This window comes from Zoogloea sp. LCSB751 (assembly GCF_002028455.1).
In the GTDB taxonomy this organism is placed as follows: Bacteria; Pseudomonadota; Gammaproteobacteria; order Burkholderiales; family Rhodocyclaceae; genus Zoogloea.
Window position 1 is genome coordinate 79,017 of record NZ_MWUM01000006.1, and the last position, 23,051, is coordinate 102,067.

The window sequence follows — 23,051 nt, forward strand, 5'->3', positions numbered from 1 at the left end:
TCCAGGGAGTCGAAACCCGCTTGACCACCAGTCTGTCCCGTAAACGTGCCACTGTTTCAATGGGTTTCGTGAGCGGCATGCTGTCCGGCATGCTGCATCGCAACATCAACCCAGCCCCTCTGCTCACCGGTCTCGATATCAATCTTGCAGACGCAGCCAGTCGCGTGCCCGTAGATCGCTACACCACGCTGTACAACCTGGTGATCGGCGAGCTGCACGACGAAGCCTTTGGCCTGTTCTCCACGCCGATGCGGCCGGGCAGCTTCGAGTTCCTGTGCCGCGGCATGCTCGGCGCACCGACGCTGGCCGACGCCCTCGACCGGGCCCGCCGCTTCCTGTCCATCGTGCTCCCCGATCTGGCGGTCGGCGTGCTGCGCCATGACAATCGCGCCGAACTGCACATCACCGAAACCCGGCCCATTGCCGCCACCCCCGACGACCCGGCGCGGGTTTTCGCCTTCGAATGGCTGCTGCGCCTGCTGCACAGCCTGTCGTGCTGGCTGGCAGGGCGCGGGCTGGCCCTCGACGCGGTGGATTTCCCGTTCGCGCGCCCGCCCCATGCCGACGACTACGCGCTGGTCTATACCGAGCGCTCGGCCTTCGTCGGTGGCAGGCGTCTGGTGGCGCGCTTCAACGCCACCCTTCTCGACCTGCCGATCCGCCGCGACGAAGCCGCGCTGGCCGCCTTCCTCGACGGCGCACCGGGGCGCATCAGCATGCTCTACCGGCGCGACCGCAACACCGTCACGCGGGTCCGCGACCTGATCCGCCACGCGCTGCCGGTCAGCCTGTCCCAGGACGACGTCGCCGGCAGCTTGCACATGTCACCGCGCACCCTGCACCGCCGCCTGGAAGAGGAAGGCTCCAGCTTCCGCGGCATCAAGGAGGCCCTGCGCCGGGACATGGCCCTGGCCCGCCTGACCAAGACCCGCCAGTCCATCGCCCAGCTTGCCGCCGACCTCGGCTACGCCGACACGTCGGCCTTCTACCGGGCCTTCACCGGGTGGACCGGCATGTCGCCGGAACGCTACCGGCGTCAGCTGGCCCACGATGAATCGGTCAATAACGGCGACAGCGCCTAGAATGGCGGGTCGGCCCCAGAACATTCCTTTTTCATGTCTCGCTCCACCGAACCCCTGACCGAAGAGCTGCTGCGCGAAGCGGACGAGTTGCTGCCCAGCCTGATCCGCAATGCGCTGATCGGCATTTACATCATCCAGGACGATCTGTTCCGCTACGCCAATCCGCGCTTTGCCGAAATGTTCGGCTACACGCAGGCCGAAATCTGCGGTCGCCTCGGGCCCACCGCACTGATCGTTCCGGAAGACCGCTGCAAGGTCAGCGAAGCCATCTCGCGGCGCCTCCACCATGGCGCCGACACGGCCCACTACACCTTCCGCGGCCGGCGCAAGGATGGCAGCCAGATCGAGCTGGAAGTGTTCGGCAACCGTACCGAGTTCGACGGCCGCCCGGCCATCATCGGCATCCTGGTGGACATCACGTCCCGCTGCAGCGCCGAACGCATCGCCCGCGAACAGCTGCACTTCATCGGCCAGCTCATCGAGGCGATTCCCAGCCCCCTGTTCTTCAAGGACGAACGCGCCCGCTACCTGGGCTGCAACAAGGCCTTCGAAGCCTTCATCGGCAAGCCGCGAGAGGCCCTGATCGGCCGCTCGGTGTTCGAGATCTCGCCGCCGGAACTGGCCGCCCGCTACCACGAAGCCGACCAGGCCCTGTTCGACCACCCGGGCGTGCAGACCTACGAAGCCCTGGTCGCATCGGCAGACGGGCGCAACCGGGACGTCATCTTCAACAAGGCGACCTATTTCAAGTCCGACGGCAGCCTCGGCGGCCTGGTGGGCGTGATCACCGACATCACCGACCGCAAACAGACCGAAGCCCTGATCTGGATGCAGGCCAACTACGACCCGCTGACCGGCCTGCCCAACCGCCGCCTGCTCAACGACCGCCTGGCCGAACTGATGAAGCAGTCCCACCGCACCCACGACTGTGTGGCGGTGATGTTCATCGACCTGGACCGTTTCAAGGAGGTCAACGACACCCTCGGCCACGAAGCCGGCGACCGCCTGCTCGTCGAAGCCGCCCGCCGCATCGTCAGCTGCGTGCGCGAGTCCGATACCGTGGCGCGTCAGGGCGGCGACGAATTCACCGTGCTGCTGCCCGGCCTGGCCGACGAGGCGCCGATCGAGCGCATCGCCGAAGACATCATCGAGACCCTGGCCCAGCCCTTCCAGCTCGGCCACGACGTGGCCTACGTGTCGGCCAGCATCGGCATCACCCTGTTTCCGAAGGACGCGGAAACCCCTGCCGACGTGCTGAAGAACGCCGATCAGGCGATGTATCACGCCAAGGACGAAGGCCGGAACCGCTTCAGCTACTTCTCGCCACGCATGCAGGAAGCCGCGCTGCAACGCCTGCAACTGGGCAAGGACCTGCGCCACGCGCTCGAGCGGGGCCAGTTGAGCCTGCACTTCCAGCCCATCCTGCGTCTCGCCGACGGCCACTTCCACAAGGCCGAAGCCCTGTTGCGCTGGAGCCACCCGCAGCGCGGCTTCGTGTCGCCGGCCGAGTTCGTGCCGGTGGCGGAAGAACTCGGCCTCATCGACGCGATCGGCACCTGGGTCTTCCGTCAGGCCATCGAGACGGTGGTGCGCTGGCGTGCCGCCGTGCCCGCCCACGTCGCCGACAGTCTGCAGATCACCGTCAATGCCTCGCCGCGCCAGTTCGCCAAGGGACGCTCGCTGGCCATTCTGCTCGACGAGCTGACCGAGCGTGATCTGCCCGGCGCCTGCATCGCGATCGAGATCACCGAGGGCCTGCTGCTCGATGAACACCCGTCGGTCACCGCCCAGCTGGCGAGGCTCAGCGCCGCCGGCATCCAGATCTCCATCGACGACTTCGGCACCGGCTACTCGGCGATGGCCTATCTCAAGCGGATGGACATCGACACCCTCAAGATCGACCGCTCCTTCGTCCGCGACCTGACCACCGACCCCAGCGACCTGGCGATCACCGAGGCCATCATCGCGATGGCCCACAAGCTCGACCTGGAAGTGGTCGCAGAGGGCGTGGAGAGCGAAGCCCAGTGCGACCGCCTGGCCGCCGCCGGCTGCGACTACGGCCAGGGCTACCTGTTCTCGCCGCCGCTGCCGGAAGACGCCTTCTTCGGCTACATCGCCCGCCACAGCCCATGACGTCCCGCCTGCCGCCCACGACCCCGGGCAAGTCCGCCACGCCGGAAGAACTGCGGCGCTACGACCTGCTGCTGGCCGGCTTCGACCTGCTCGACCAGGCCATCGCGGTGTTCGACGCGGCCCCAAAACTGGTGACCTGGAACAAGGCCCTGCTGCGCCTGCTCGACTTTCCCGAGGAGATGGTGAGGGTCGGCACCCCCTTCGAGGATTTCGTGCGCTTCAACGTGCAACGCGGCGAATACAGCCACGGCGGCAGCGGCGGCAACGCGGCCGAGGTGGAGCGTCTGGTGGCCGAACGCATGGCCGCGGTGCGCTCGTTCCAGCCCCATCAGGCCGAGCGCATCCGTCCCAACGGCCAGGTGCTGTCGATCCGCGGCGTACCGATTCCCAACCTGGGCTTCGTGACCCTGTGGACCGACATCACCGAGCAGCGCCGCTACGAGCAGCTCATCGAAAGCCAGAACGCCGCCCTCGAAACCCGCGTCAGCGCCCGCACCGCCGAGCTGGAAGCGGCCACCGCGCGGCTCGACGCGCTGGCCGGCCAGCTGGCCCGCAGCGAAGAGCGGCTGCGCCTGATCATGGACGCCATCCCGGCCCTGATCGCCTACGTGGACGCCGGCGAGCGCTACATCTTCGCCAACCGCGGCTACACCGAATGGTTCGGCGTCGACCCTGCACAGATCGTCGGGCGCACCATCGCCGAGGTCTTCGGCCCCGAGGCCTACGCGCAGATCCGGCCCTACATCGAGCAGGCCGCCGCCGGCGAGCAGGTCAGCTACGAATACTCGCGCATCAACCCCGCCGGCCGCCCGGTACATGCACGCAGCGCGCTGGTGCCCGAGGTCTCGCCGAGCGGCGGCGTGCAGGGCTATTTCGTGCTGTCCATCGACATCACCGAGCAAAAGGCCAGCCAGGCCGCGCTGATCCAGGCCCAGAAGATGGAGGCCGTCGGCCAGCTCACCGGCGGCCTCGCCCACGACTTCAACAACCTGCTCACCATCATCACCGGCAACCTGGCCACGCTGCGCGACAAGCTGCCGGCCCACCAGGGCTACGACGACTACCTGGAGCCGGCGCTGTCGGCGGCGCGCCGCGGCACCGAGCTGATCCGCCGCCTCCTCACCTTCTCGCGCCAGCAGCCGCTGGAGCCCTGTCCGGTGGAAGTCGGCGCGCTGGTACAGGGCATGACGCCGCTGCTGTCCCGTTCCCTCACCGAACGCATCCACATGCAGCTCGACCTGCCGGCGGACAAGCTCTACGCCCTGGTCGATCCCCACCAGCTGGAAAGCGCCCTGCTCAACCTGGCCATCAACGCCCGCGACGCGATGGCCGACGGCGGCGAGCTGCGCATCGCCGTGACGCGGCGCCAGGTCACGCCGAGCATCGCCCAGCAGGCCGAGGTCCCGCCCGGCGACTACGTGCAGTTCGACGTCTCCGACACCGGCTCGGGCATTGCGCCGGAGCTGCTGCCGCGCCTCTTCGAACCCTTCTTCACCACCAAGGCCTTCGGCGCCGGCAGCGGCCTCGGCCTGGCCATGGTGTATGGCTTCATCCGCCAGTCCGGCGGCAACATCCGCGTGCTCAGCACGCCTGGGGCCGGCGCCAACGTGCGCTTCATCGTGCCGATGACCGACGCGCCGGCGCCGGCCCCAGGCCCCGCCGTCCCGGCCGCCACCGCCACCGAAAACGCCCACCGCCTGGTGCTGCTGGTCGAGGACGAGCCCGAGGTGCGCAAGGTGATCCGCCAGCAGCTCACCGAGCTGGGCTACCCGGTCCTCGAAGCCGGCAACGGCCTCGAGGCGAAAGCCATGCTGGAGGCCGTCGAGGACATCGCACTGCTGGTCTCCGACACCGTCATGCCCGGCCTCGGCGGGCGGGAGCTGGCCGCCGCCGCCCGCGCGCTGCGCCCGGCGCTGCCGATTCTGCTGATCACCGGCTATGCCACCGGCGAGCCGCCGGCCGGCATGCCCGACATCCCGACCCTGCGCAAACCCTTCGAGCGCAGCGCCCTCGCCGCGGCCCTCGCCGCCCTCGACCATCCGGAGACTCCGGCACCATGACCGCCGCCGACAAGGACAGCCCCCTGATCTTCATCGTCGAAGACGAAGCCGACATCGCCCGCCTGATCGCCAGCAGCCTCGCCGAGTACGGTTTCCGCAGCGAGAGCTTCGGCAGCGGCCGCGCACTGCTGGCGCGGGCCCGCCGCGTGCAGCCGGAACTGGCCATCCTCGACCTCGGCCTGCCCGACATGGACGGCCTGCAGGTGCTGCGCGAACTGCAGGAGCAGCACCCCTGCGCGGCCCTGATCCTGACCGGCCGCGACGGTCTCACCGACCGGGTGCTGGGCCTCGAACTGGGCGCCGACGACTACCTGGTCAAACCCTTCGAGCCTCGCGAGCTGGTGGCCCGCGTGCGCTCCATCCTGCGCCGCTACCAGAAGGCCGCCGCCCAGGAACCCGGCGGCCACAGCGGCGCACACTTCGCCGGCTGGCATTTCGACCTCGGCCGCCTTCACCTCAGCACCGCCGACGGCCGCGAGGTCACCCTGTCGGCCGCCGAGGCGGCGCTGCTGCAGACCCTGCTGAAGCGCCCCAACAAGATCCTGACCCGCGAACAGCTGATCGGCGAACGCGACCTCGACCCCTTCGACCGCAGCATCGACGTGCGCATCTCGCGCCTGCGCCGCAAGCTGGAGGACGACCCGCAAGATCCGAAGATCATCAAGACCATATACGGCGCCGGCTACCTGTTGTGCGCCGCGGTGGACTGGGAGTGATCCCGCCCGGCCGCCGACTCCCGTAGAATGCCGGCTCCTTTAGGAGGGAAAAACCAATCATGACAAGACCATTCAAAGTACTCGGCGTCCAGCAGATCGCCATCGGCGGCCCGTCCAAGGACCGCCTGCGCACCCTGTGGGTGGACATGTTCGGCCTCGAAGTCACCGGCACCTTCAAGTCGGAACGGGAAAACGTGGACGAGGACATCACCGCCATGGGCAAGGGCCCGTTCAAGGTCGAAGTGGACCTGATGCAGCCCCTCGACCCCGAGAAGAAGCCGGCCGTGCACACCACCCCGCTGAACCACGTGGGCCTGTGGATCGACGACCTGCCGAAGGCCGTCGAGTGGCTCACCGCCCAGGGCGTGCGCTTCGCGCCGGGCGGCATCCGCAAGGGCGCCGCCGGTTTCGACATCACCTTCCTCCACCCCAAGGGCAACGAAGAATTCCCCATCGGTGGTGAAGGCGTGCTGGTCGAATTGGTCCAGGCCCCGCAGGAAGTGATCGACGCCTTCGCCAAGCTGGCCGGCTGATCACCCGCAGTAAACGGCGAAGGGCCGGCCCTCCCGCGGGGGCCGGCCCTTCGCACATCCGGCGCCGCCTACAGCGACTTGGCCTGAAAGGTGTTGCAGTCCTTCACCTGGCCGCTCGCCATGCCGCGCTTGAACCAGCGCACCCGCTGCTCCGACGAACCGTGGGTGAAGCTGTCCGGCACCGCGTAGCCCTTGGCCTGCTTCTGCAGCGTGTCGTCGCCGATGGCGGTGGCGGCCTGCAGCGCCTCTTCCAGATCGCCCTGATCGAGGATGTGGCGGGCCGAGTCCGCGTTCTTCGCCCACACCCCAGCCAGACAGTCCGCCTGCAGCTCCAGGCGCACCGACAGCGCATTCGCCTCCCGCTCGCCGGCCCGCGTCCGCGCCGCCTGCACCTTGGCCGACACGCCGAGCAGGTTCTGCACGTGGTGCCCGACCTCGTGGGCGATCACGTAGGCCTGGGCGAAGTCCCCCGGTGCCCGGAAGCGCGTCTTCAGCTCCTGGTAGAAACCCAGGTCGATATAGACCTTGTGATCCGCCGGGCAGTAGAACGGCCCCATCGCCGCCTGCCCGGTACCACAGGCGGTAGGGGTAACGTCGGTGAACAGCACCAGCGTCGGATCCTCGTACTGCTTGCCGGCCTGGCGAAAGATCTTCTGCCAGGTGTCCTCGGTTTCGGCCAGCACCTTGCGCACGAACTTCGTCTCCGCATCGTTGGCCGGCGGGCGGTGCTGCGTCGCCGATGGCGCCGGAGCCGACACGTGGGAAGCCTGGTTCAGCACCACGCGCGGGTCGACACCGAAATACATCGCCACCAGGGCCAGCACCACGGTGCCGACACCGATCCCCCCAAGGGGCATCCCGCCACCGCCCCCACCACCGCGCCGATCCTCGATGTTGTCGCTTTCCCGGCTATCGTCCAAACGCATAATGGCTCCTTCAAGACCTGCAGTATCTTACCGCGCCGCAACATTTTCCTTGTGCTGTCAGCGCATTATCGCTATAGTCCGCGGTCCGGTGCAAAAGCGGTATCGCACCGAGTCACATCGTCCCTGACCTTCTTATATCTCCCGTATTCGACGTGAGGTTGTCCTGATCGGTTAGTGCCGATATGCCAGTCAGGCAGCCCTACTGCCGCACGCGTAATCGCGTCGCGGCGCGTTGCCGTTTTTTCTTCGCGGGCACCGCATCCGCAATACAAAAGATAAGGAAGCGAACATGGATTTCGCCACTCTCGGGCTCTCCGAACAGATCGTCAAAGCCGTTGCCGACGCCGGCTACACCGAACCCACCCCCGTCCAACAAGCCGCCATTCCGGCCGCCCTCGCCGGCAAGGATCTCGTGGTTTCCAGCCAGACCGGCTCCGGCAAGACGGCAGCCTTCATGCTGCCGTCCCTGCAGCGCCTGACCATCGAACCCACCCTCAAGGCCCGCGGCCCCCGCGTGCTGGTGCTGACCCCGACCCGCGAACTGGCCGTCCAGGTCACCGACGCCTGCAAGGGCTACGGCAAGAACCTGCGCTACGCGAAGGCCGTCAGCGTGGTCGGCGGCACGCCCTACCCGGTGCAGAACAAGCTGCTGTCCAGCCCCTACGAAATCCTGGTAGCCACCCCCGGCCGCCTGATGGATCAGATGGAGCGTGGCCGCATCGATTTCGGCCGCCTGGAAATCCTGATTCTCGACGAAGCCGACCGCATGCTCGACATGGGCTTCGTGGACGACATCGAAGCCATCGTCGCCAAGCTGCCGGCCAACCGCCAGACCCTGTTCTTCTCGGCCACCCTCGACGGCCAGGTCGCCCGCATGATGCAGCGCCTGCTGAAGGATCCGGAGCGCATCGAGATCGCCTCGGCCCAGACCCGCCACGAGAACATCGAACAGCGCCTGCTGGTCGCCGACGACATCAGCCACAAGAACCGTCTGCTCGACGGCATCCTGCGCGACGTGGGCGTCGAACAGGCCATCGTGTTCACCGCCACCAAGCGCGACGCCGATGCCCTGACGCTGAACCTGGAATCCCAGGGCCACTCCGTCGCCGCCCTGCACGGCGACATGAACCAGCGCATGCGCACCCGCACCCTCGACCAGTTGCGTCGCGGCCACCTGCGCGTGCTGATCGCCACCGACGTGGCCGCCCGCGGCATCGACGTGCGCACTATCAGCCACGTGATCAACTACGACCTGCCGAAGGTCGCTGCCGACTACGTGCACCGCATCGGCCGTACCGGCCGTGGCGGCGCCAGCGGCATCGCCATCAGCCTGGCCGAGCGCCGCGACGTGCGTCTGCTGCGTGCCATCGAACGCTACACCCGCCAGCCGCTGGCCGTGCACACCCTGCCCGGCCTCGAGCCGCGCACCACGCTGCCGGCCGACGAGCGTCGTCCTGGCGGCCCCCGCCGTGACGGCCGTGGCTACGGCAACGGTGGTGGTGGCCGCTTCGGTGACAAGCGCCCGTCCGGCGGCTTCGGTGGCAATCGCTTCGACCGCGAGCGCCGTGACGACAACCGCGGCGAAGGCCGTAGCGCCAGCCCGTGGGCCGGCAACGGTGCCAGCGAAGGCCGCCGCGATTTTCGCGACGCCCCGCGTCGGGACTCCCGCGATGCTTCCGGCGCCCCGCGCCATCCGGAGCACCGCACCGAATTCCCCCACGTGGCCAAGCGCAGCTCCAGCCATCACTCCCCGGCGGGCTTCGGCGGCAACCACAGCGAAGGCAGCGGCAAGCCGCGCACCGGCCGCACCTTCAACCGCGACCGCTAAGACCGCACACGACGCCGGGCCATGGCCCGGCCGGACATGACAAAGGGGCGCCCACGGGCGCCCCTTTGTCATGTCCGGAACCGCGCGCCTCCGACGAGAACGAGACCGGGCGCGCCTCCCAGCCCTACGGACGGAAACAGGAATAGCGGGGAAAGACCCCTCAATTCCTGAGGTGGATCAACTGTCGGCCATCTATGATGGAATACAGTTTGCCGGTAACTACCGGCGCGGCCTGCGCCCATTCCAAAAAAGGGGGAACAAACACCATGAAAATCACCAGTCCCGTCATTGGCGAAGTCGAAGTGTCGCCCGACCGCATCATCGAATTCCCGAGTGGCCTGCCCGGCTTTGAAGCCAGCCGTCAGTTCACCCTGCTGCACCCGGAAGGCAACGACGCACCGAACATCTTCGTGCTGCAGGGCGTGGACGACCCCGAAGTAACCTTCACCGTCACCACCCCGGACGTGCTCGGGCTGAACTATGAATTCACACTGACCGACGATGAGGTCGCCACGCTCCAGCTCGGCAATGCGGAAGACGTCAGCGTGCTGCTGATCGTCCGCAGCAACGACGAGGGCAGCGCCACTGCTCCGCAAGCCAATGTGATGGCCCCGCTGGTCATCAATACCGCCACCCGTCGCGCCGTGCAAAAGATCATCGGCCGCGTCGATACCAGCGTGACGCTGCGCGCCGTCGCCTGAGCGCTTCCAGCCTCCCGCCAGACGGCCTCCCGCCCAACTCGGGCCGGAGGCCGTTTCGTTCAGTACAGCAGGTAGTCCCGCCGCTCTTCGTCCCACGCCTTCTCGTCGGCCAGCGCCAGCGCATCCAGGTCGCCAGGGCGCGTCGTCGCATCGTCCACCCATTCGCGCAGGATCTCCGAGCCGTTGATCAAGTCGATGGCCAGGCGGTCATGCTCATACTCGTAGGGGAAATCCCGCCACAGCGGGTAATCCCGGCGCACCCGGCGGATGGCCTTTAAGGCCAGCGCCTGCAGGCGCCACGGACGGAAGGTCGCGTGGTCGTAATGGGTCGGATCTTCCACGTGGATCTGCACACCCTGGCACAGCTTGCCGGCGTGCTTGTGGAAGGTCGGCTCGAACCAGCATTCGCGCAACTTGCAGCCAGCCAGCCACTTGGGCGCGAAGGCATCCATCTCGGCCAGCACCTTGCGGGCATCCAGATCCGGCGCACCGAACAGTTCCAGCGGGCGGGTGGTGCCGCGCCCCTCGGACAGGGTCGTGCCTTCCAGCATCACCGTACCGGCGTAGGCCCGCGCCATCGACAGATTGGGGGCGTTGGGGCTCGGGTTGATCCAGCTGCGCTCGCCCAGCGGCCAGCCGTAGCCCGGCCCGCTCTCCGGCTGCCAGCCTTCCATCGTGATCACCTGGCAGTCCACGTCGAGCTTCAACGTGGCGACGAACCAGCGGGCCAGTTCGCCCATCGTCAGGCCATGGCGCATTGGCAACGGGCCGGCGCCGACGAAACTCTCCCAGCCCGGCTGCAGCAGGGTGCCCTCGACGGGGCGCCCGGCCGGGTTCGGACGATCCAGCACCCATACGCTCTTGCCGTGGCGGGCAGCCGCCTCCAGCACGTAGCGCAGCGTGGTGATGAAGGTGTAAATGCGGCAGCCCAGGTCCTGCAGGTCCACCAGCAGCACGTCGAAGCGGTCCATCATCGGCGCCGTCGGGCGGCGCACCTCGCCGTACAGGCTGAACACCGGGATACCGTGCTGCGGATCGAAGAAATCCGGCGACTCCATCATGTTGTCCTGCTTGTCGCCGCGCAGCCCGTGCTGGGGGCCGAAGGCTGCCGACAACTGGATGTCGGACAGGGCCGCCAGCGCATCGAGGGAATGGGTCAGATCGCGGGTGACGGAGGCCGGATGGGCCAGCAGGGCCACCCGTTTGCCGGCCAGCGGACGGCGCAGTTCGGGGTCGGCGAGCAGGCGGTCGAGACCGAATCGGATCATGGTGTCGGGGCCTTGAGAGCAACGGCGAAACCGTCGCGGTGGTGAAAATCGGGCTTGCCCGGCGGATGTGCCAGAGCCCAGTAACTGTGATGACCGTCGCCATGCTCGACGACGGCGGTGATGCCCAGGCGCAGTTCGCCGGCCGGCAGGCAGGCCGCCTCCAGATTCGCCGCCAGGCTCAGGGCACCCACGCTGCGGACAATGTCGAGCCGCGGAGCCGGTCCGACCGGCGAAGGCACGCGCCCTCGGTAGGTGGCGAAATCAAAACGGGCCCACTGGCCGTTCGGCGAGAAATTGAACTCCCGGTAAGCCTCCGCCCCGGCCACGCCGACAAACACTTCGAAGCAGGTATAGGCCCACAGGCGCTCGGGGGGCAAGGGCGTGGCGACCGCCGGAATGCGCAATCCATCCAGCTCGCCTTCCAGCCGGTAAGCCAGCCGCAGACCGCCATCGCAGCCGCGTTCAAAATCGACGCGAATCGCCCGCACGCCGGCCGCCGGCGTATCCGGATGGCAAATCAGGGCAACGGGAGAAGAGACGCTCATGGACGTGGCAGCAAACTCGGGCCTGCAGTTTAGCGGTTCTGCCACGACAGGTTAAACTCCTGCTGACCGGCACGGTCCATTCCGTTCGTGCCCTTGCAGCGATTCCCATGTCCGCCTCCCAGTTCCCCATCCAGCGCAGCCTGGTCGACCGCCTGCGCCAGGTCACCCTCTTCGAGATCGGCGGCCTGCTGCTGATCACGCCGCCCTACATCTGGCTGTCCGGCCAGCCGAGCCGCGACTCATTCCTGCTGATGGCCATCCTGGCCGTGATGGCAGCCGCCTGGAACGGCGCCTACAACACCGCCTTCGACTGGCTGGAAGGGCGCCTCACCGGGCGTAGCGCGGACCGCCGCCCATGGCGGCTGCGAGCCATCCACGCCATCGGCTTCGAAGGCGGCCTGCTGCTGATGACACTGCCGGTGATGGTGTTGTGGACCGGCATGGACTGGCTCACCGCCCTTGTCGCCGACATCGGCATCGCGCTGGCCTACGTGGTGTATGCCTTCGGCTTCAACCTGGCCTACGACCGGGCCTTCCCGATCGCCCCCGAACCCGGCCGCTGAACCCGCTCCAAGCGGCCGACGAAGCCCGGGCGGGCCGCTATAATCCGCCCCTTCCCTTCCGCCGGAAACCTGCCGTGTCCGACCGCCTCAAAGTCATTCCCCAATACCTGATCCCCAAGCAGGCCCTCACCGTGCTGGCCGGCAAGCTGGCCAGTGCCCGGGCCGGCGGCCTCACCACCGGGGTCATCCGCTGGTTCGTCGGCCGCTACGGGGTGAACATGGACGAGGCGGCCAATCCGGACATCGCCAGCTACGCCAGCTTCAACGATTTCTTCACCCGTCCGCTGAAGGCCGGCGCCCGCCCGCAGGCGGAGGCCGACTTCATCTGCCCGGTGGATGGCGCCATCAGTCAGTTCGGCCGCATCAACCGCGACCAGATCTTCCAGGCCAAGGGCCACGCCTATTCCACCCACGCGCTGGTGGGCGGCGACCGGGACCTGGCGGTCCAGTTCCAGGACGGCGAGTTCGCCACGCTGTACCTCAGCCCGCGCGACTACCACCGCATTCACATGCCCTGCGACGGCCGCCTGACCCGCATGATCTACGTACCCGGCGCACTCTTCTCGGTCAATCCGACCACCGCCCGCGGCGTGCCCGGCCTGTTCGCCCGCAACGAACGGGTGGTGTGCGTCTTCGAAAACGACGAGATCGGCCCCTTCGTGCTGGTGCTGGTAGGGGCGACCATCGTCGGCAGCATGGCCACCGTCTGGCACGGCCAGGTCAACCCACCGCGCCCCGGCAAGATCCGCGAATGGGACTACCCGGCCGGCCAGGTGACGCTGAAGAAGGGCGACGAGATGGGCCGCTTCCTGCTCGGTTCGACGGTGGTGATGCTGTTCCCGAAGCGGCGCCTGGCCTTCACCGAAGCCTGGGTTCCTGCCCGCGGGATCCGCATGGGCGAGGCGATGGGCAGCCGGCCGCGCTGAGCTGTCGCACCGGCCTCAGTGGCGCAGGCGCAGGATGCGCCACGCGCCGGCCAGCACCATCGCGCCGATGATGCTGCCGATCAGCCAATCCGGCCACGGGGTACCGAGCCACGCCACCAGGCCGCCGGCAATGATCACACCGAGGTTGGCCAGCGCATCGTTGGCGGTGAAGATGTAGCTCGCCTTCATGTGTGCGCCGCCATTCCGATGGCCGGCAATCAGCACCATGCACGCCACGTTGGCGACCAGCGCCAGCAACGAGACGCCCATCATCGCACCGGCCAGGGTTTCCGAGCCGTAAAGCACGTGGTCCGCCACCTGCACGAACAAACCCAGCCCGAGCAGCAACTGCAGCACGCCGGCAAAGCGCGCCGCCTTCAATTGCAGCGCCGACCCGCGCCCGACCGCGTACAGCGCCACCGCATACACCGCCGCATCGGCGAACATGTCGAGGCCGTCGGCAAGCAGGCCGGACGACTCCGCCCACCAGCCGGCCAGCCCTTCGATCACGAACATCGCCGCGTTGATGGCGAGCAGCCAGCGCAGCGCCCGCCGCTCCGCGACCGGGTCTTCCGTCCGCGCCGCTGGCGCCCCGGCCGCCGGGCCGCTGGCGATGCGTTCCGCCCCCATGCCCAAGCGGGCGATGCGGGCTTCCACTTCATCGGCCTGCACCGCATGCCAGACGGTGACGGTGCGCGCCCCCAGGTCGAATTCCAGTCCATGGGCCAACCCGTCCAGTTCCATGCGCACCAGAGCCTCCTCGGCCGGGCAGTCCATGTCGCCGACGCGGAAGGTCGAACGCAGCGAGGCCTCGCCGGATGCCGACAGGGGCGCTGCGGGCACCACCGCGCCAGGGGCGGAACAGCGGCATCCGCCGGAACAGGACGAACTCATGCACGGACTCCTCGGAACATGTGGGGGCGAATTCATTCGCCCTCTGTAGCGCTTCAATTAAATCCGCGGGCGAATGAATTCGCCCCCACGGGAAAGGACCGGACATCACTGGCCATCCTTTCCAACCCGACGATGGTAGCCTGTCGGCCACGTTTTCTGCACGACCAATATCCCGATGAACGCCCCACCGATCCGCTACGTCGAACCGGTCTTCCGCCCGCCCAGTGAGGCGGAATCCCTGATCCTGCCGGTCACCGACGGCTGCTCGTGGAACAAGTGCACTTTTTGCGAGATGTACACGGCCCCGCAGAAAGCCTTCCGTGCCCGCAACGAAGACGAAGTGCTGACCAGCATCCGTCGCACCGGCGAACGCTACGGCAACCAGGTCCGCCGGGTGTTCCTCGCAGATGGCGACGCGCTGGTGCTGCCGACCCACCGCCTGCTGGCCATCCTGGAGGCGATCCGCGAGCACCTGCCCGCCGTGCACCGGGTCTCCAGCTACTGCCTGGCGCGCAACCTGAAGAAAAAGAGCGTCGCCGAGCTGACCAGCCTGCGCGAGGCCGGCCTGCGCATGGCCTACCTGGGCGCCGAATCCGGCGACGACGCGGTGCTGGCCAAGGTGAACAAGGGCGAGAGCTTCGACTCGACGCGGGAAGCCCTCGACAAGCTCGGCGAAGCCGGCATCACCCGCTCGGTGATGATCCTCAACGGCCTCGGCGGTCAGGCCCTCAGCGACCGGCACGCCGACAACTCGGCCCGCCTGGCCAACGCCACCCAGCCGGAATTCCTGTCCACGCTGGTGGTGAGCTTCCCGACCGGCGAGGCGCGCTTCCGCGCCGCTTTCCCCGAATGGGAGGCCCTCGATCAGTCCGGCCTGTTCCGCGAGATGGAGCGCTTCCTGAGCGGGCTCGAACTGCGCCGCACCGTCTTCCGCTCAGACCACGCCAGCAACTGGCTGATCCTCAAAGGCACCCTCGGCGCCGACAAGGCCCGCCTGCTCGCCGAAGTGCGCAGCGCTATCGCCAGGCCGGCCGCCGCCGGGTTGCGGCCGGCCTGGGCGCGGGGGCTATAGACATGGCCTTCCAGCAGATCCTCGAATTCCGCACCCGTGGCCGCGGCAGCCTCGACATCACCGCGCAGGTCGCCGACGTGGTGGCCGCCGCCGGCATCGCCACCGGCCTCGCCCATGTCTTCGTGCAGCACACCAGCTGCTCACTGATGATCACCGAGAACGCCGACCCGGACGTGCGCCGCGACCTGGAAACGGTCTTCGGCCGCCTCGCACCCGACGGCGATCCGGCCTACCGCCACGACCAAGAAGGCGACGACGACATGGCCGCCCATGCCCGCAGCGTGCTGTCCGACGTGGGCCTGACCGTGCCGGTGGGCAAGGGCCGCCTGCAGCTCGGCACCTGGCAGGGCATCTTCCTGTGGGAACACCGCAGCAGCAGCCACAGCCGGCGGGTGGTGGTGACCGTCGTCGGCTGAGTGCTCATCGCCAAACCCCAAGCCCGTCACGGGGGGAGGCAGGCCGAGGTGCTATGCTTTTCGGGTTCGCCGCCGGCCCCAGCGCCGGCCATACCGTTTCCTGGAGCCCATCCATGACCTGCGTCTTCCCGCTGCGCCACACCGGCGCGGCCGTCCTGCTGGCCCTCGCCGCCCCGGCCGGCTTCGCCCAGACCCCGAGCACGAGCACCGCCAGACCGGCAGCCGCCGTTGCCGCCCCGAAAAACGCCACGCCGGCCGTCGCCCCCAGCGCCACCCCGGCCGTCAAGCCAGCCACCAGCGCGCCGGCAGCGGGGTCCAGCCCGGTCGGCCCGGCCAAGGCTGCCACCGCAAGCGCCGCTCCCGCCACGCCTGCAGCCGGCGCCGCCCCGGCGGCGGCAGGGAGCGCCCCGGCCGACCCGAACGCGCCCCCTCCCCCACCGCCTCCGCCACCCCTGTCGGACATCATCTTCACCAACGGCGACATCCTTACCCTCGACGACAAGCGCCCCACCGTCCAGGCCATCGCCATCAAGGGCAGCAAGATCATCGCCGTCGGCACCAGCAAGGCCATCCTGGCCCGCTGGAAGAGCGAAGGCACGGAAGTGGTCGACCTGGCTGGCAAGACCCTGGTGCCCGGCTTCATCGACGCCTGGGGGGAGCTGTCCCGCCTCGGTCTCTATTCGGTGGCGGCCCAGCTGCAGTCCCCGCCCGAAGGTCGCGTCACCGATGGCGCCGTGCTGCTGCGCGAGTTGCGCGACTGGGCCAAGGGCGACATGGCCAGGCGCCTGGGCTGGATCGTCGGCTTCGGCTACGACGAGAGCCGCCTGCGCGAGCTGCGCGCCCCCAGCCGCAACGAACTCGACGGCATTTCATCAGACCGGCCGGTAATCATCGTGGACCGCACCGGCACCCGCCTGGTCGCCAACAGCCGCGCACTGGCGCTGGCCGGCATCGACCGCAACAGCATCGATCCTCCCGGCGGCCGCATCGGCCGCTGGCCCGGCTCGAAGGAACCGGACGGCAGCCTGGAAGGTGCCGCCGCCACCGCATTGCTCGGCGCCCTGCCGCAGCTCGCCAAGGACGAACGCCAGGCCCTGATCCAGCAGGGCCAGACGCTCTACCTGCGCAACGGCTACACCACCGCGGTGGAAGCCCGCGCCACCGCCGACGACCTGGCGCTGTACACCCAGGCCGCCGATGCCGGCGCCCTCAAGCTGGACGTATCGGTCTATGCCGAGGCCGGCAGCGCCGCCGCCGCCCTCAAGGCTCACAAACAGATCGGCGCCAAGTACTACAAGGGCCACCTGCGCCTGGCCGGCGTGTCCTTCACCCTCGATGGCACCGCCGAAGACCGCAGCGCCTGGCTGACCCAACCCTACCAGCTGCCACCGCCGGGCAAGCCGACCCGTTACGCGGGCTACCCGCTGCTTGGCGAGGACACCGTCGGCGCGCTGTTCGGCAGCGCCTATGTCAACGGCTGGCAGGTCGCGGTGCAGGCCAACGGGGATGCAGCCATCGACCAGTTCATCAACGGCCTGAAAACCGCCGCCGAAAAGCACCCGGGCAAGGACCACCGCCCGCTGCTGGTCGGCGCCGCAACGATCCGCGACGACCAGCTCGATGCCCTGAAGACGCTCGGCGCCAGCGTTTCGCTGGCCCCCCAGCGCCTCGGCCTCAGCCTCGACACGCTGACCCGCGACGCCCTCGGCACGGAGCGTACGGCCCGCTTCAGCCCCGCCGCCGCGGCCCTCGACCGGGCCCTGCCGCTGACCCTGCACAACGACGCATCCTTCATCGAACCGGCGCCGCTGGACGTGCTCACCAGCGCGCTCAAGCGCCCGGCCGGCACGGCTCAGCAGATCCCCGCCGCCGAGGCGCTGAAAGCCATCACACTGACTGCAGCGCGCCAGCTCGGCGAAGAAAAGATCAAAGGCAGCATCGCCGTCGGCAAGCTCGCCGACCTCACGGTACTGTCGGCCAATCCGCTGAAGACCCCGACGGACAAGCTCGGCGACATCCGGGTGATCGGCACCGTGAAGGAAGGCGTCACCGTCTTCGGCGGCGCCGACGGCGGCGTGCCGATCACCCGCTGACGGGTGGCAGGCGCGCGGTGCGCCTCAGCGCAGCGCGGACAGGTACTGGACCACGGCCTCGATGTTCTGTGCCCCGAGGCCGGTCACCGCAGCAGTCATCGGCGGGTAGATCCGCTCGCCGCTCATGGTCAGGTAACGGTTCAGGCTGCGCCGCAGGTACTCGGCCTGCTGCCCGGCCAGGCGCGGAAAGGTCTCCGCCCCCTTGGCCTCGGCACCATGGCAACGCGCGCAATTCTTGTCGAACAGTGCCTTGCCTTCGGCCGCCCGTGGTCCGCCCATCGACACCGCGGGCACCACCTGCTGGGCCGCGTAGAAGACCGCAATATCGGCCTTTTCCTCATCCTTGAGGACTTTCATCAAGCCCTGCATGAACGGGTCCTTGCGCTTGCCGGTGTGGAAGGCGTCGATCTGGTTGAGGACGTAGGCAGGATGCTGGCCGGCCAGGTTGGGCACCTCGGTGTACTTGCTGAGCCCCGTCTCCCCGTGGCAGTTGGCGCAGAAGAACGAGGCCTTGCGGCCGGCATCCTGGGCCGCCTTCTGCTCGGCCGCTTGAGCTTTCACGATCCGCTCCAGATACCCACGGGCTCCAGGCGCCGTGGTCTGCGCCACCGCCGGCATGACCGCCGCCAGCAACAGGCCCAACAGCGCCCCCCGTAAACCGGCCCCTGTCGGGCCCTTCCGTTCGATCGACATCGCGCTATTCCCCTTGTTGTTCTTAAAAGGCCGTCTGCAACGGCTGCGCCAGATTGTAATCCTTTGACATAAAGCCGGGCGATGGCCCCGGCGCAATAAAACAATCCCGCCCCGACGGGCCCCGCACCACTACAATCGCGCCTTCCCGTTTCGTCCCCGGATTCTGCACCCATGCCGCCCTCCTCCATGCCTGCTTCCGTCGTCATCATCGGGGGGGGGCCCGCCGGCCTGATGGCCGCCGAAACCGCGGCGGCTGCCGGCCTGCAGGTGGATGTCTTCGATGCGATGCCATCGGTCGGGCGCAAATTCCTGCTGGCCGGCCGCGGCGGCCTCAACATCACCCACGCGGAACCCTTCGCGGCCTTTGCCGGCCGCTATGGTCCACGCCAGGCGCAGATCGAGCCGATGCTCGCGGCCTTCGGCCCGCAGGCGCTGCGCGAATGGGTCGAAGGACTCGGGGTGTCCACCTTCGTCGGCAGCTCCGGGCGCGTTTTTCCGGCCGAGATGAAGGCCGCGCCGCTGCTGCGCGCATGGCTGCAGCGCCTGCGGGAGGCCGGCGTGCGCTTCCATGTACGGCACCGCTGGACCGGCTGGAGCACGAACGGCGAGCTGCTGTTCACGACCCCGGACGGTGTCCGCCAGGTCCGGGCGGATGCCTGCGTGCTGGCCCTCGGCGGCGGCAGCTGGGCTCGGCTGGGCTCGGACGGCGCCTGGATCCCGACCCTCGCCGCGCTGGGTGTGGACATTGCGCCGCTGCATCCGGCCAACTGCGGCTTCATCGCCGGCTCGCCGCGGGCCGACGGAGCCAGCGGCTGGAGCGCCCATTTTCGCGAACGCTTCGCCGGCCAGCCCCTCAAGTCGGTGAGCATCCGCGTGGAAGGCACCCGCGCCGCCGCGCGTCCCGGCGAAGCGATGATCACCGCCGACGGCATCGAAGGCAGCCTCATCTATGCGCTGTCCGCCACCATCCGCGAGCGCATCGAGCAGGACGGCGCTGCGCTGCTGTCGATCGACCTGTCCCCCGGCCGCCCGGCGGACCGGGTCGCCGCCGAGGTCGCCCATCCCCGCGGCGCCCGCTCCCTGGCCAGCCACCTGCAGAGCAGGGTCGGCATCGCCGGCCTCAAGATGGCCCTGCTCAGGGAATGCGCAACGGCCGAGACGCTGGACGATCCGGCCCGCCTGGCCGCCGCCATCAAGGCGCTGCCCTTGCGCCTCATCGCGCCGCGACCGCTGGACGAGGCGATCAGCAGCGCCGGCGGCGTGCTGTTCGAAGAAATGGACGAAGATCTGATGCTGCTGCGGCACCCCGGCGTGTTCTGCGCCGGCGAGATGCTCGACTGGGAAGCCCCCACCGGCGGCTATCTGCTCACCGCCTGCTTCGCCAGCGGACAGGCCGCCGGGCGCGGCGTAGCGGACTGGCTACGCCGGCAGCGCGCCAGCGCATGAGCATCCCCCTCCGGAAAATATGTCTAAAGTTATAGAAAGCCGGGCCGTCAGCACCTGTTCCACCACCCTTCCCCCTGCCGGAGTCATCATGAAACTGACACAGCGCCTCATCCTCACCCTGGGCATCGCTCTGTTCGCGCTGGTTCTTGTCGGCGGACTGGGAATCTGGCAGCTGCGGCAAGCCACGGACCGCTTCGATTACGTGCAGGCGAACACATTTCCAAGCCTGAAAGTCCTGCTCGACGCGCGCGGCCACCTCACAGCCAGCCGTCTCGGCACCTTCCAGCTCGCACTGGCCGTCGACGAAGCCCACCGCAGCGAGATCGCCAAGGCGATGCAGGAAGCCGACACCAAGCTCGACGCCACACTCCAGCAGTACGAGCGCGAACTGATCTCCGACGATACCGACAGGCAGTTGCTGGAGACCGACAAGCGGGCAATCGCGGATTACCGGAAGATCCGCGAGGATTACCTCGCCAAACTCCAGGCCAACGACATGGATGCGGTGCGCAATTTCCTGCGTACCACGATGCGCGAAAAGGCCACCGCGGCCGGCAGCGCACTCACCAAGCACGAGGAATACAACTATCAGCTCGCCGACAAGCTGAACCACATCAATACCGACGAAGCCGCCACCGCACTCTGGACCACCGCGGGCAGCCTTGCCATCGCCTTCGTGGTCGTCGGCATCCTGGCCCAGTTGCTGATCGGCTCGTTGCGTCAAAGCCTCGCCGGCATTCGCGACACCCTCACCCACGTCAATGACAGCCAGGACTTCACGGTCCGGGCGCCCGTCCATCGCATGGATGAGATCGGCGAGACCGCCACAGCCTTCAATCAGTTGCTGTCCAAACTGCAGGACAACTTCCGCAGCCTCACCGAAGGAGCCCGCTCGGTCGCCGACGCCAGCCGCGAGATGACCCACGCCTCGAACCAAGTCGCGACCGCAGCCGGTAGCCAGAGCGAAGCCTCCTCGGCAATCGCGGCGACGGTCGAGGAAATGACGGTCAGCGTCAATCACGTAGGCGACCGGGCCCGCGAAGCCCACGGGCTCGCCGACCGCTCCGGCGGCATGGCGCGGACCGGCTCCACGACCATCGACCGGACCATCGCCGATATCCGCAGCATTTCCGCCTCGGTCAGCGCGGCGGCCGAATCCCTGCGCGAACTGGGTGCCCAGGGCGAACGGGTCGGCTCGGTAGTACAGGTCATCAAGGAAGTCGCCGACCAGACCAATCTGCTGGCCCTCAACGCGGCCATCGAGGCCGCCCGTGCCGGCGAGCAGGGGCGCGGCTTTGCGGTGGTGGCCGACGAGGTGCGCAAGCTGGCCGAACGCACGTCCACCTCGACACAGGAGATCTCTTCCACCATCGAAGCCATGCGCCGCCATTCCGAGCAGGCCGCCCGCGAGATGGAGGCGGCCGAGAGCCTCGTCACCCAAGGCGTCGAACGTGCCGACGACACCGACAAGGCCATCAAGGAAATCGGCACGGCGGCCAGCGGCACCGCCAATATGGTCTCCGAGATCTCCGATGCGATCCGCGAACAGGGTGCGGCCAGCAACAACATCGCGGTGCAGATCGAGCGCATCGCGCAGATGGCCGAAGAGGCCGCCGCCGCAGCGGAACAGTCTTCCGCCACCGCCCGCCGCCTCGACGAACAGGCCCAGCGCCAGATCGCCACGCTGCAGCTGTACAAGGTCTAGGCCCCACTCGGCGCCCTGCCCGGGGACAGGAGGAGTGCTAGACTGCCCTCTCTCCTACCGCAACGGAGGCGCCGATGAACAGCAAGCCCCTCGAATTCTGGTTCGAATTCGCCAGTTCGTATTCCTACCTGAGCGTGATGCGCATCGAGGCGCTGGCCAGGCAGGCGGGCGTCAAGCTGGCCTGGCGCCCCTTCCTGCTCGGGCCGGTGTTCCTGTCCCTCGGCTGGAACGACTCGCCCTTCAACATCTACCCGCCCAAAGGGCGCTACATGTGGCGCGACCTGGCTCGCCTGTCGGCCCGCTACGGGCTGCCCTTCAAGGTGCCGTCGCGTTTTCCACGCAATGGCCTGCTGGCCGCAAGGGTTGCGCTGACCGGGGCCAGCCAGCCATGGATCGGTGATTTCACCCGCGCCACGATGCAGGCCAACTTCGCCGAGGATCGGGACATTGCCGATCCGGCGGTGATCCGCAGCATTCTCGAGACGTTGCAGCTACCTGCCGACGTCATCCTCACCGAGGCGGAAAGCCCCGAGAACAAGCTGGCCCTGCGCAGCCAGACCGAGCAGGCGGCGGAGCGGGGCCTGTTCGGCGCCCCGAGCTTCATCGCGCCGGACGGAGAGTTGTTCTGGGGCAACGACCGGCTGGAAGACGCGCTGGCCTGGGCCGCATCGCCCCCTGTCCGCACCGATTCAGCGGCCGGGCGTTAAAGGCTCGACGGCCTTGGCCGGGGACTTGGCCCCGTCGCTCTGCTTGAGCTTGTCCGCCTTCTCGGCCCGTTTCTCCGCAGCCTTGGCGGCACGCTCCTTGTAGGCCCGGCGGTCGCTCTCGGCCTGGCTGGAGCGCTGCGCCGCCGCCGCCGCCTCGCTCGCCCGACGGCGCGCATCCGCGGTTTCCTTGGCCTGGCGGGCCTCGGCTTCATGCAGCGCGCGGGACTTGCCCTCCTGCTCGCGCTTGACCCGCTCGACATCCTTGTCCGCCAGTTCGCGCAGGCGCGCCTCGCTGTCGGCACGATTGCGGGCCTCCTGCTCCGCCTTCTCGACGGCCTTCTGCGGCGCCTGCTCGGCCTGTTCAGCCAGGCGTTCAGCGTAGCGGCGGTTCTTTTCGGCCAGCTCGATGCGCCCCGCCTCCAGGTCGAGGGCCCGCGCCTGCCGGATGTCGGCCACGTGGCGCTGGCGCACCTCGTCGATGCAACGGTTCACCAGGAAGCGTTCGTAACAGGCGATCTCGTCCGCGCTGAAGCGCGCTTCAGCCGCCTCACGCAGGGCCTTGGCCTCGTCGCGCATCTTCGCTGCGCGGGCCCTTTCGGCGCCTTCGTCGACAGGGCTGTCCTGGGCCAGCACAGGCCCCTGGCACAACAGCGCCAGCGACAGCACGGACAGGCAGGCAGAAAGGGATGATCGGCAGGACGGACGGCTTCGACGCATGGGACGACAGGGCTGGATACGACGGAA

21 protein-coding genes are annotated in these 23,051 nt (G+C 68.3%); 15 read left to right on the forward strand and 6 right to left on the reverse strand.

Going from position 1 to position 23,051, the window contains the following annotated elements; translation table 11 throughout:
• The first annotated feature begins 59 nt into the window (after positions 1–59).
• From B4920_RS08810 to B4920_RS08830, 5 genes are read left to right on the forward strand one after another with little or no spacing between them, the layout of a single operon-like run.
• A complete protein-coding gene (locus B4920_RS08810; protein WP_079434265.1) occupies positions 60–1,082 on the forward strand; it encodes an AraC family transcriptional regulator in 1,023 nt (340 codons plus the stop codon).
• 33 nt (positions 1,083–1,115) lie between these two features.
• Positions 1,116–3,215 (forward strand): bifunctional diguanylate cyclase/phosphodiesterase, encoded by a 2,100-nt coding sequence (locus tag B4920_RS08815; protein WP_079434266.1) that lies wholly within the window; start codon positions 1,116–1,118, stop codon positions 3,213–3,215.
• Positions 3,212–5,275, forward strand: coding sequence for a PAS-domain containing protein (locus B4920_RS08820; RefSeq protein ID WP_079434267.1), 2,064 nt, complete (start codon positions 3,212–3,214; stop codon positions 5,273–5,275). The genes B4920_RS08815 and B4920_RS08820 overlap by 4 nt, the downstream gene beginning before the upstream one ends.
• The gene (locus tag B4920_RS08825) at positions 5,272–5,991 is read left to right on the forward strand and encodes a response regulator transcription factor (protein ID WP_079434268.1); all 720 of its coding nucleotides are present in this window, start codon (positions 5,272–5,274) and stop codon (positions 5,989–5,991) included. The genes B4920_RS08820 and B4920_RS08825 overlap by 4 nt, the downstream gene beginning before the upstream one ends.
• A gap of 56 nt (positions 5,992–6,047) precedes the next feature.
• Positions 6,048–6,524, forward strand: a complete 477-nt coding sequence (locus tag B4920_RS08830) for a VOC family protein (RefSeq protein WP_088179428.1) — start codon at positions 6,048–6,050, stop codon at positions 6,522–6,524.
• A gap of 68 nt (positions 6,525–6,592) precedes the next feature.
• Here B4920_RS08830 and B4920_RS08835 read toward each other — a convergent pair whose 3' ends face one another.
• Positions 6,593–7,450, reverse strand: coding sequence for a neutral zinc metallopeptidase (locus tag B4920_RS08835; RefSeq protein ID WP_079434270.1), 858 nt, complete (start codon positions 7,448–7,450; stop codon positions 6,593–6,595).
• A gap of 289 nt (positions 7,451–7,739) precedes the next feature.
• Here B4920_RS08835 and B4920_RS08840 point away from each other — a divergent pair, with 289 nt between their 5' ends.
• A complete protein-coding gene (locus tag B4920_RS08840) occupies positions 7,740–9,278 on the forward strand; it encodes a DEAD/DEAH box helicase (RefSeq protein ID WP_079434271.1) in 1,539 nt (512 codons plus the stop codon).
• A 266-nt stretch (positions 9,279–9,544) separates the two neighbouring features.
• Complete coding sequence (gene fliW / locus B4920_RS08845; protein ID WP_079434272.1) at positions 9,545–9,979, forward strand: flagellar assembly protein FliW; 435 nt, start codon at positions 9,545–9,547, stop codon at positions 9,977–9,979.
• Between the two features lie 59 nt (positions 9,980–10,038).
• Here the strand turns inward: fliW and B4920_RS08850 are convergent, their stop codons facing one another.
• On the reverse strand, positions 10,039–11,247 hold the full coding sequence (locus tag B4920_RS08850) for an exo-beta-N-acetylmuramidase NamZ domain-containing protein (RefSeq protein ID WP_079434273.1): 1,209 nt from the start codon (positions 11,245–11,247) through the stop codon (positions 10,039–10,041).
• Positions 11,244–11,792, reverse strand: a complete 549-nt coding sequence (locus B4920_RS08855; protein WP_079434274.1) for a DOMON-like domain-containing protein — start codon at positions 11,790–11,792, stop codon at positions 11,244–11,246. Before B4920_RS08855 ends, B4920_RS08850 begins: the two co-directional genes overlap by 4 nt.
• A gap of 107 nt (positions 11,793–11,899) precedes the next feature.
• On the opposite strand from B4920_RS08855, the gene B4920_RS08860 reads away from it, so the two are divergent.
• Together B4920_RS08860 and asd are read left to right on the forward strand one after the other, a co-directional pair.
• Positions 11,900–12,355: a PACE efflux transporter gene (locus tag B4920_RS08860; protein WP_079434275.1), complete on the forward strand. Its 456-nt coding sequence runs from the start codon at positions 11,900–11,902 to the stop codon at positions 12,353–12,355.
• Between the two features lie 74 nt (positions 12,356–12,429).
• On the forward strand, positions 12,430–13,281 hold the full coding sequence (gene asd / locus B4920_RS08865; protein WP_079434276.1) for an archaetidylserine decarboxylase: 852 nt from the start codon (positions 12,430–12,432) through the stop codon (positions 13,279–13,281).
• A 15-nt stretch (positions 13,282–13,296) separates the two neighbouring features.
• Here the strand turns inward: asd and B4920_RS08870 are convergent, their stop codons facing one another.
• Positions 13,297–14,175 carry a cation transporter gene (locus B4920_RS08870; RefSeq protein ID WP_079434277.1) on the reverse strand — a complete coding sequence of 293 codons (879 nt, stop codon included), beginning with the start codon at positions 14,173–14,175 and terminating at the stop codon, positions 13,297–13,299.
• 175 nt (positions 14,176–14,350) lie between these two features.
• Here B4920_RS08870 and B4920_RS08875 point away from each other — a divergent pair, with 175 nt between their 5' ends.
• The 3 genes from B4920_RS08875 (at position 14,351) to B4920_RS08885 (ending at position 17,756) form a co-directional block, all read left to right on the forward strand.
• Positions 14,351–15,247 carry a radical SAM protein gene (locus B4920_RS08875; RefSeq protein WP_079434278.1) on the forward strand — a complete coding sequence of 299 codons (897 nt, stop codon included), beginning with the start codon at positions 14,351–14,353 and terminating at the stop codon, positions 15,245–15,247.
• Positions 15,248–15,249: 2 nt separating this feature from the next.
• Positions 15,250–15,663: a secondary thiamine-phosphate synthase enzyme YjbQ gene (locus B4920_RS08880; RefSeq protein WP_079434279.1), complete on the forward strand. Its 414-nt coding sequence runs from the start codon at positions 15,250–15,252 to the stop codon at positions 15,661–15,663.
• Between the two features lie 113 nt (positions 15,664–15,776).
• Entirely contained in the window at positions 15,777–17,756 is a 1,980-nt protein-coding gene (locus tag B4920_RS08885) for an amidohydrolase (RefSeq protein ID WP_079434280.1), read from the forward strand.
• A 24-nt stretch (positions 17,757–17,780) separates the two neighbouring features.
• Here B4920_RS08885 and B4920_RS08890 read toward each other — a convergent pair whose 3' ends face one another.
• Positions 17,781–18,449 (reverse strand): c-type cytochrome, encoded by a 669-nt coding sequence (locus B4920_RS08890; RefSeq protein WP_254050884.1) that lies wholly within the window; start codon positions 18,447–18,449, stop codon positions 17,781–17,783.
• Positions 18,450–18,620: 171 nt separating this feature from the next.
• On the opposite strand from B4920_RS08890, the gene B4920_RS08895 reads away from it, so the two are divergent.
• The 3 genes from B4920_RS08895 to B4920_RS08905 all read left to right on the forward strand — a co-directional run bounded on the left by B4920_RS08895 (position 18,621) and on the right by B4920_RS08905 (position 22,307).
• The gene (locus B4920_RS08895) at positions 18,621–19,895 is read left to right on the forward strand and encodes a TIGR03862 family flavoprotein (RefSeq protein WP_079434281.1); all 1,275 of its coding nucleotides are present in this window, start codon (positions 18,621–18,623) and stop codon (positions 19,893–19,895) included.
• Between the two features lie 88 nt (positions 19,896–19,983).
• Positions 19,984–21,600, forward strand: coding sequence for a methyl-accepting chemotaxis protein (locus B4920_RS08900; protein WP_161493262.1), 1,617 nt, complete (start codon positions 19,984–19,986; stop codon positions 21,598–21,600).
• A gap of 74 nt (positions 21,601–21,674) precedes the next feature.
• The gene (locus B4920_RS08905; protein WP_079434283.1) at positions 21,675–22,307 is read left to right on the forward strand and encodes a 2-hydroxychromene-2-carboxylate isomerase; all 633 of its coding nucleotides are present in this window, start codon (positions 21,675–21,677) and stop codon (positions 22,305–22,307) included.
• Here B4920_RS08905 and B4920_RS08910 read toward each other — a convergent pair.
• Entirely contained in the window at positions 22,290–23,024 is a 735-nt protein-coding gene (locus B4920_RS08910; protein WP_139379465.1) for a hypothetical protein, read from the reverse strand. The two genes, B4920_RS08905 and B4920_RS08910, sit on opposite strands and share 18 nt — an antisense overlap.
• Positions 23,025–23,051 lie beyond the last annotated feature (27 nt).

Bases quoted from the DNA above. Each gene is read 5' to 3' on its own strand.
- B4920_RS08810 (WP_079434265.1), top strand. From the start codon at position 60: ATGGGTTTCGTGAGCGGCATGCTGTCCGGCATGCTGCATCGCAACATC.
- B4920_RS08815 (WP_079434266.1), top strand. From the start codon at position 1,116: ATGTCTCGCTCCACCGAACCCCTGACCGAAGAGCTGCTGCGCGAAGCG.
- B4920_RS08820 (WP_079434267.1), top strand. From the start codon at position 3,212: ATGACGTCCCGCCTGCCGCCCACGACCCCGGGCAAGTCCGCCACGCCG.
- B4920_RS08825 (WP_079434268.1), top strand. From the start codon at position 5,272: ATGACCGCCGCCGACAAGGACAGCCCCCTGATCTTCATCGTCGAAGAC.
- B4920_RS08835 (WP_079434270.1), bottom strand. From the start codon at position 7,450: ATGCGTTTGGACGATAGCCGGGAAAGCGACAACATCGAGGATCGGCGC.
- B4920_RS08840 (WP_079434271.1), top strand. From the start codon at position 7,740: ATGGATTTCGCCACTCTCGGGCTCTCCGAACAGATCGTCAAAGCCGTT.
- fliW (WP_079434272.1), top strand. From the start codon at position 9,545: ATGAAAATCACCAGTCCCGTCATTGGCGAAGTCGAAGTGTCGCCCGAC.
- B4920_RS08850 (WP_079434273.1), bottom strand. From the start codon at position 11,247: ATGATCCGATTCGGTCTCGACCGCCTGCTCGCCGACCCCGAACTGCGC.
- B4920_RS08855 (WP_079434274.1), bottom strand. From the start codon at position 11,792: ATGAGCGTCTCTTCTCCCGTTGCCCTGATTTGCCATCCGGATACGCCG.
- B4920_RS08860 (WP_079434275.1), top strand. From the start codon at position 11,900: ATGTCCGCCTCCCAGTTCCCCATCCAGCGCAGCCTGGTCGACCGCCTG.
- B4920_RS08870 (WP_079434277.1), bottom strand. From the start codon at position 14,175: ATGAGTTCGTCCTGTTCCGGCGGATGCCGCTGTTCCGCCCCTGGCGCG.
- B4920_RS08875 (WP_079434278.1), top strand. From the start codon at position 14,351: ATGAACGCCCCACCGATCCGCTACGTCGAACCGGTCTTCCGCCCGCCC.
- B4920_RS08880 (WP_079434279.1), top strand. From the start codon at position 15,250: ATGGCCTTCCAGCAGATCCTCGAATTCCGCACCCGTGGCCGCGGCAGC.
- B4920_RS08885 (WP_079434280.1), top strand. From the start codon at position 15,777: ATGACCTGCGTCTTCCCGCTGCGCCACACCGGCGCGGCCGTCCTGCTG.
- B4920_RS08890 (WP_254050884.1), bottom strand. From the start codon at position 18,449: ATGTCGATCGAACGGAAGGGCCCGACAGGGGCCGGTTTACGGGGGGCG.
- B4920_RS08895 (WP_079434281.1), top strand. From the start codon at position 18,621: ATGCCGCCCTCCTCCATGCCTGCTTCCGTCGTCATCATCGGGGGGGGG.
- B4920_RS08900 (WP_161493262.1), top strand. From the start codon at position 19,984: ATGAAACTGACACAGCGCCTCATCCTCACCCTGGGCATCGCTCTGTTC.
- B4920_RS08905 (WP_079434283.1), top strand. From the start codon at position 21,675: ATGAACAGCAAGCCCCTCGAATTCTGGTTCGAATTCGCCAGTTCGTAT.
- B4920_RS08910 (WP_139379465.1), bottom strand. From the start codon at position 23,024: ATGCGTCGAAGCCGTCCGTCCTGCCGATCATCCCTTTCTGCCTGCCTG.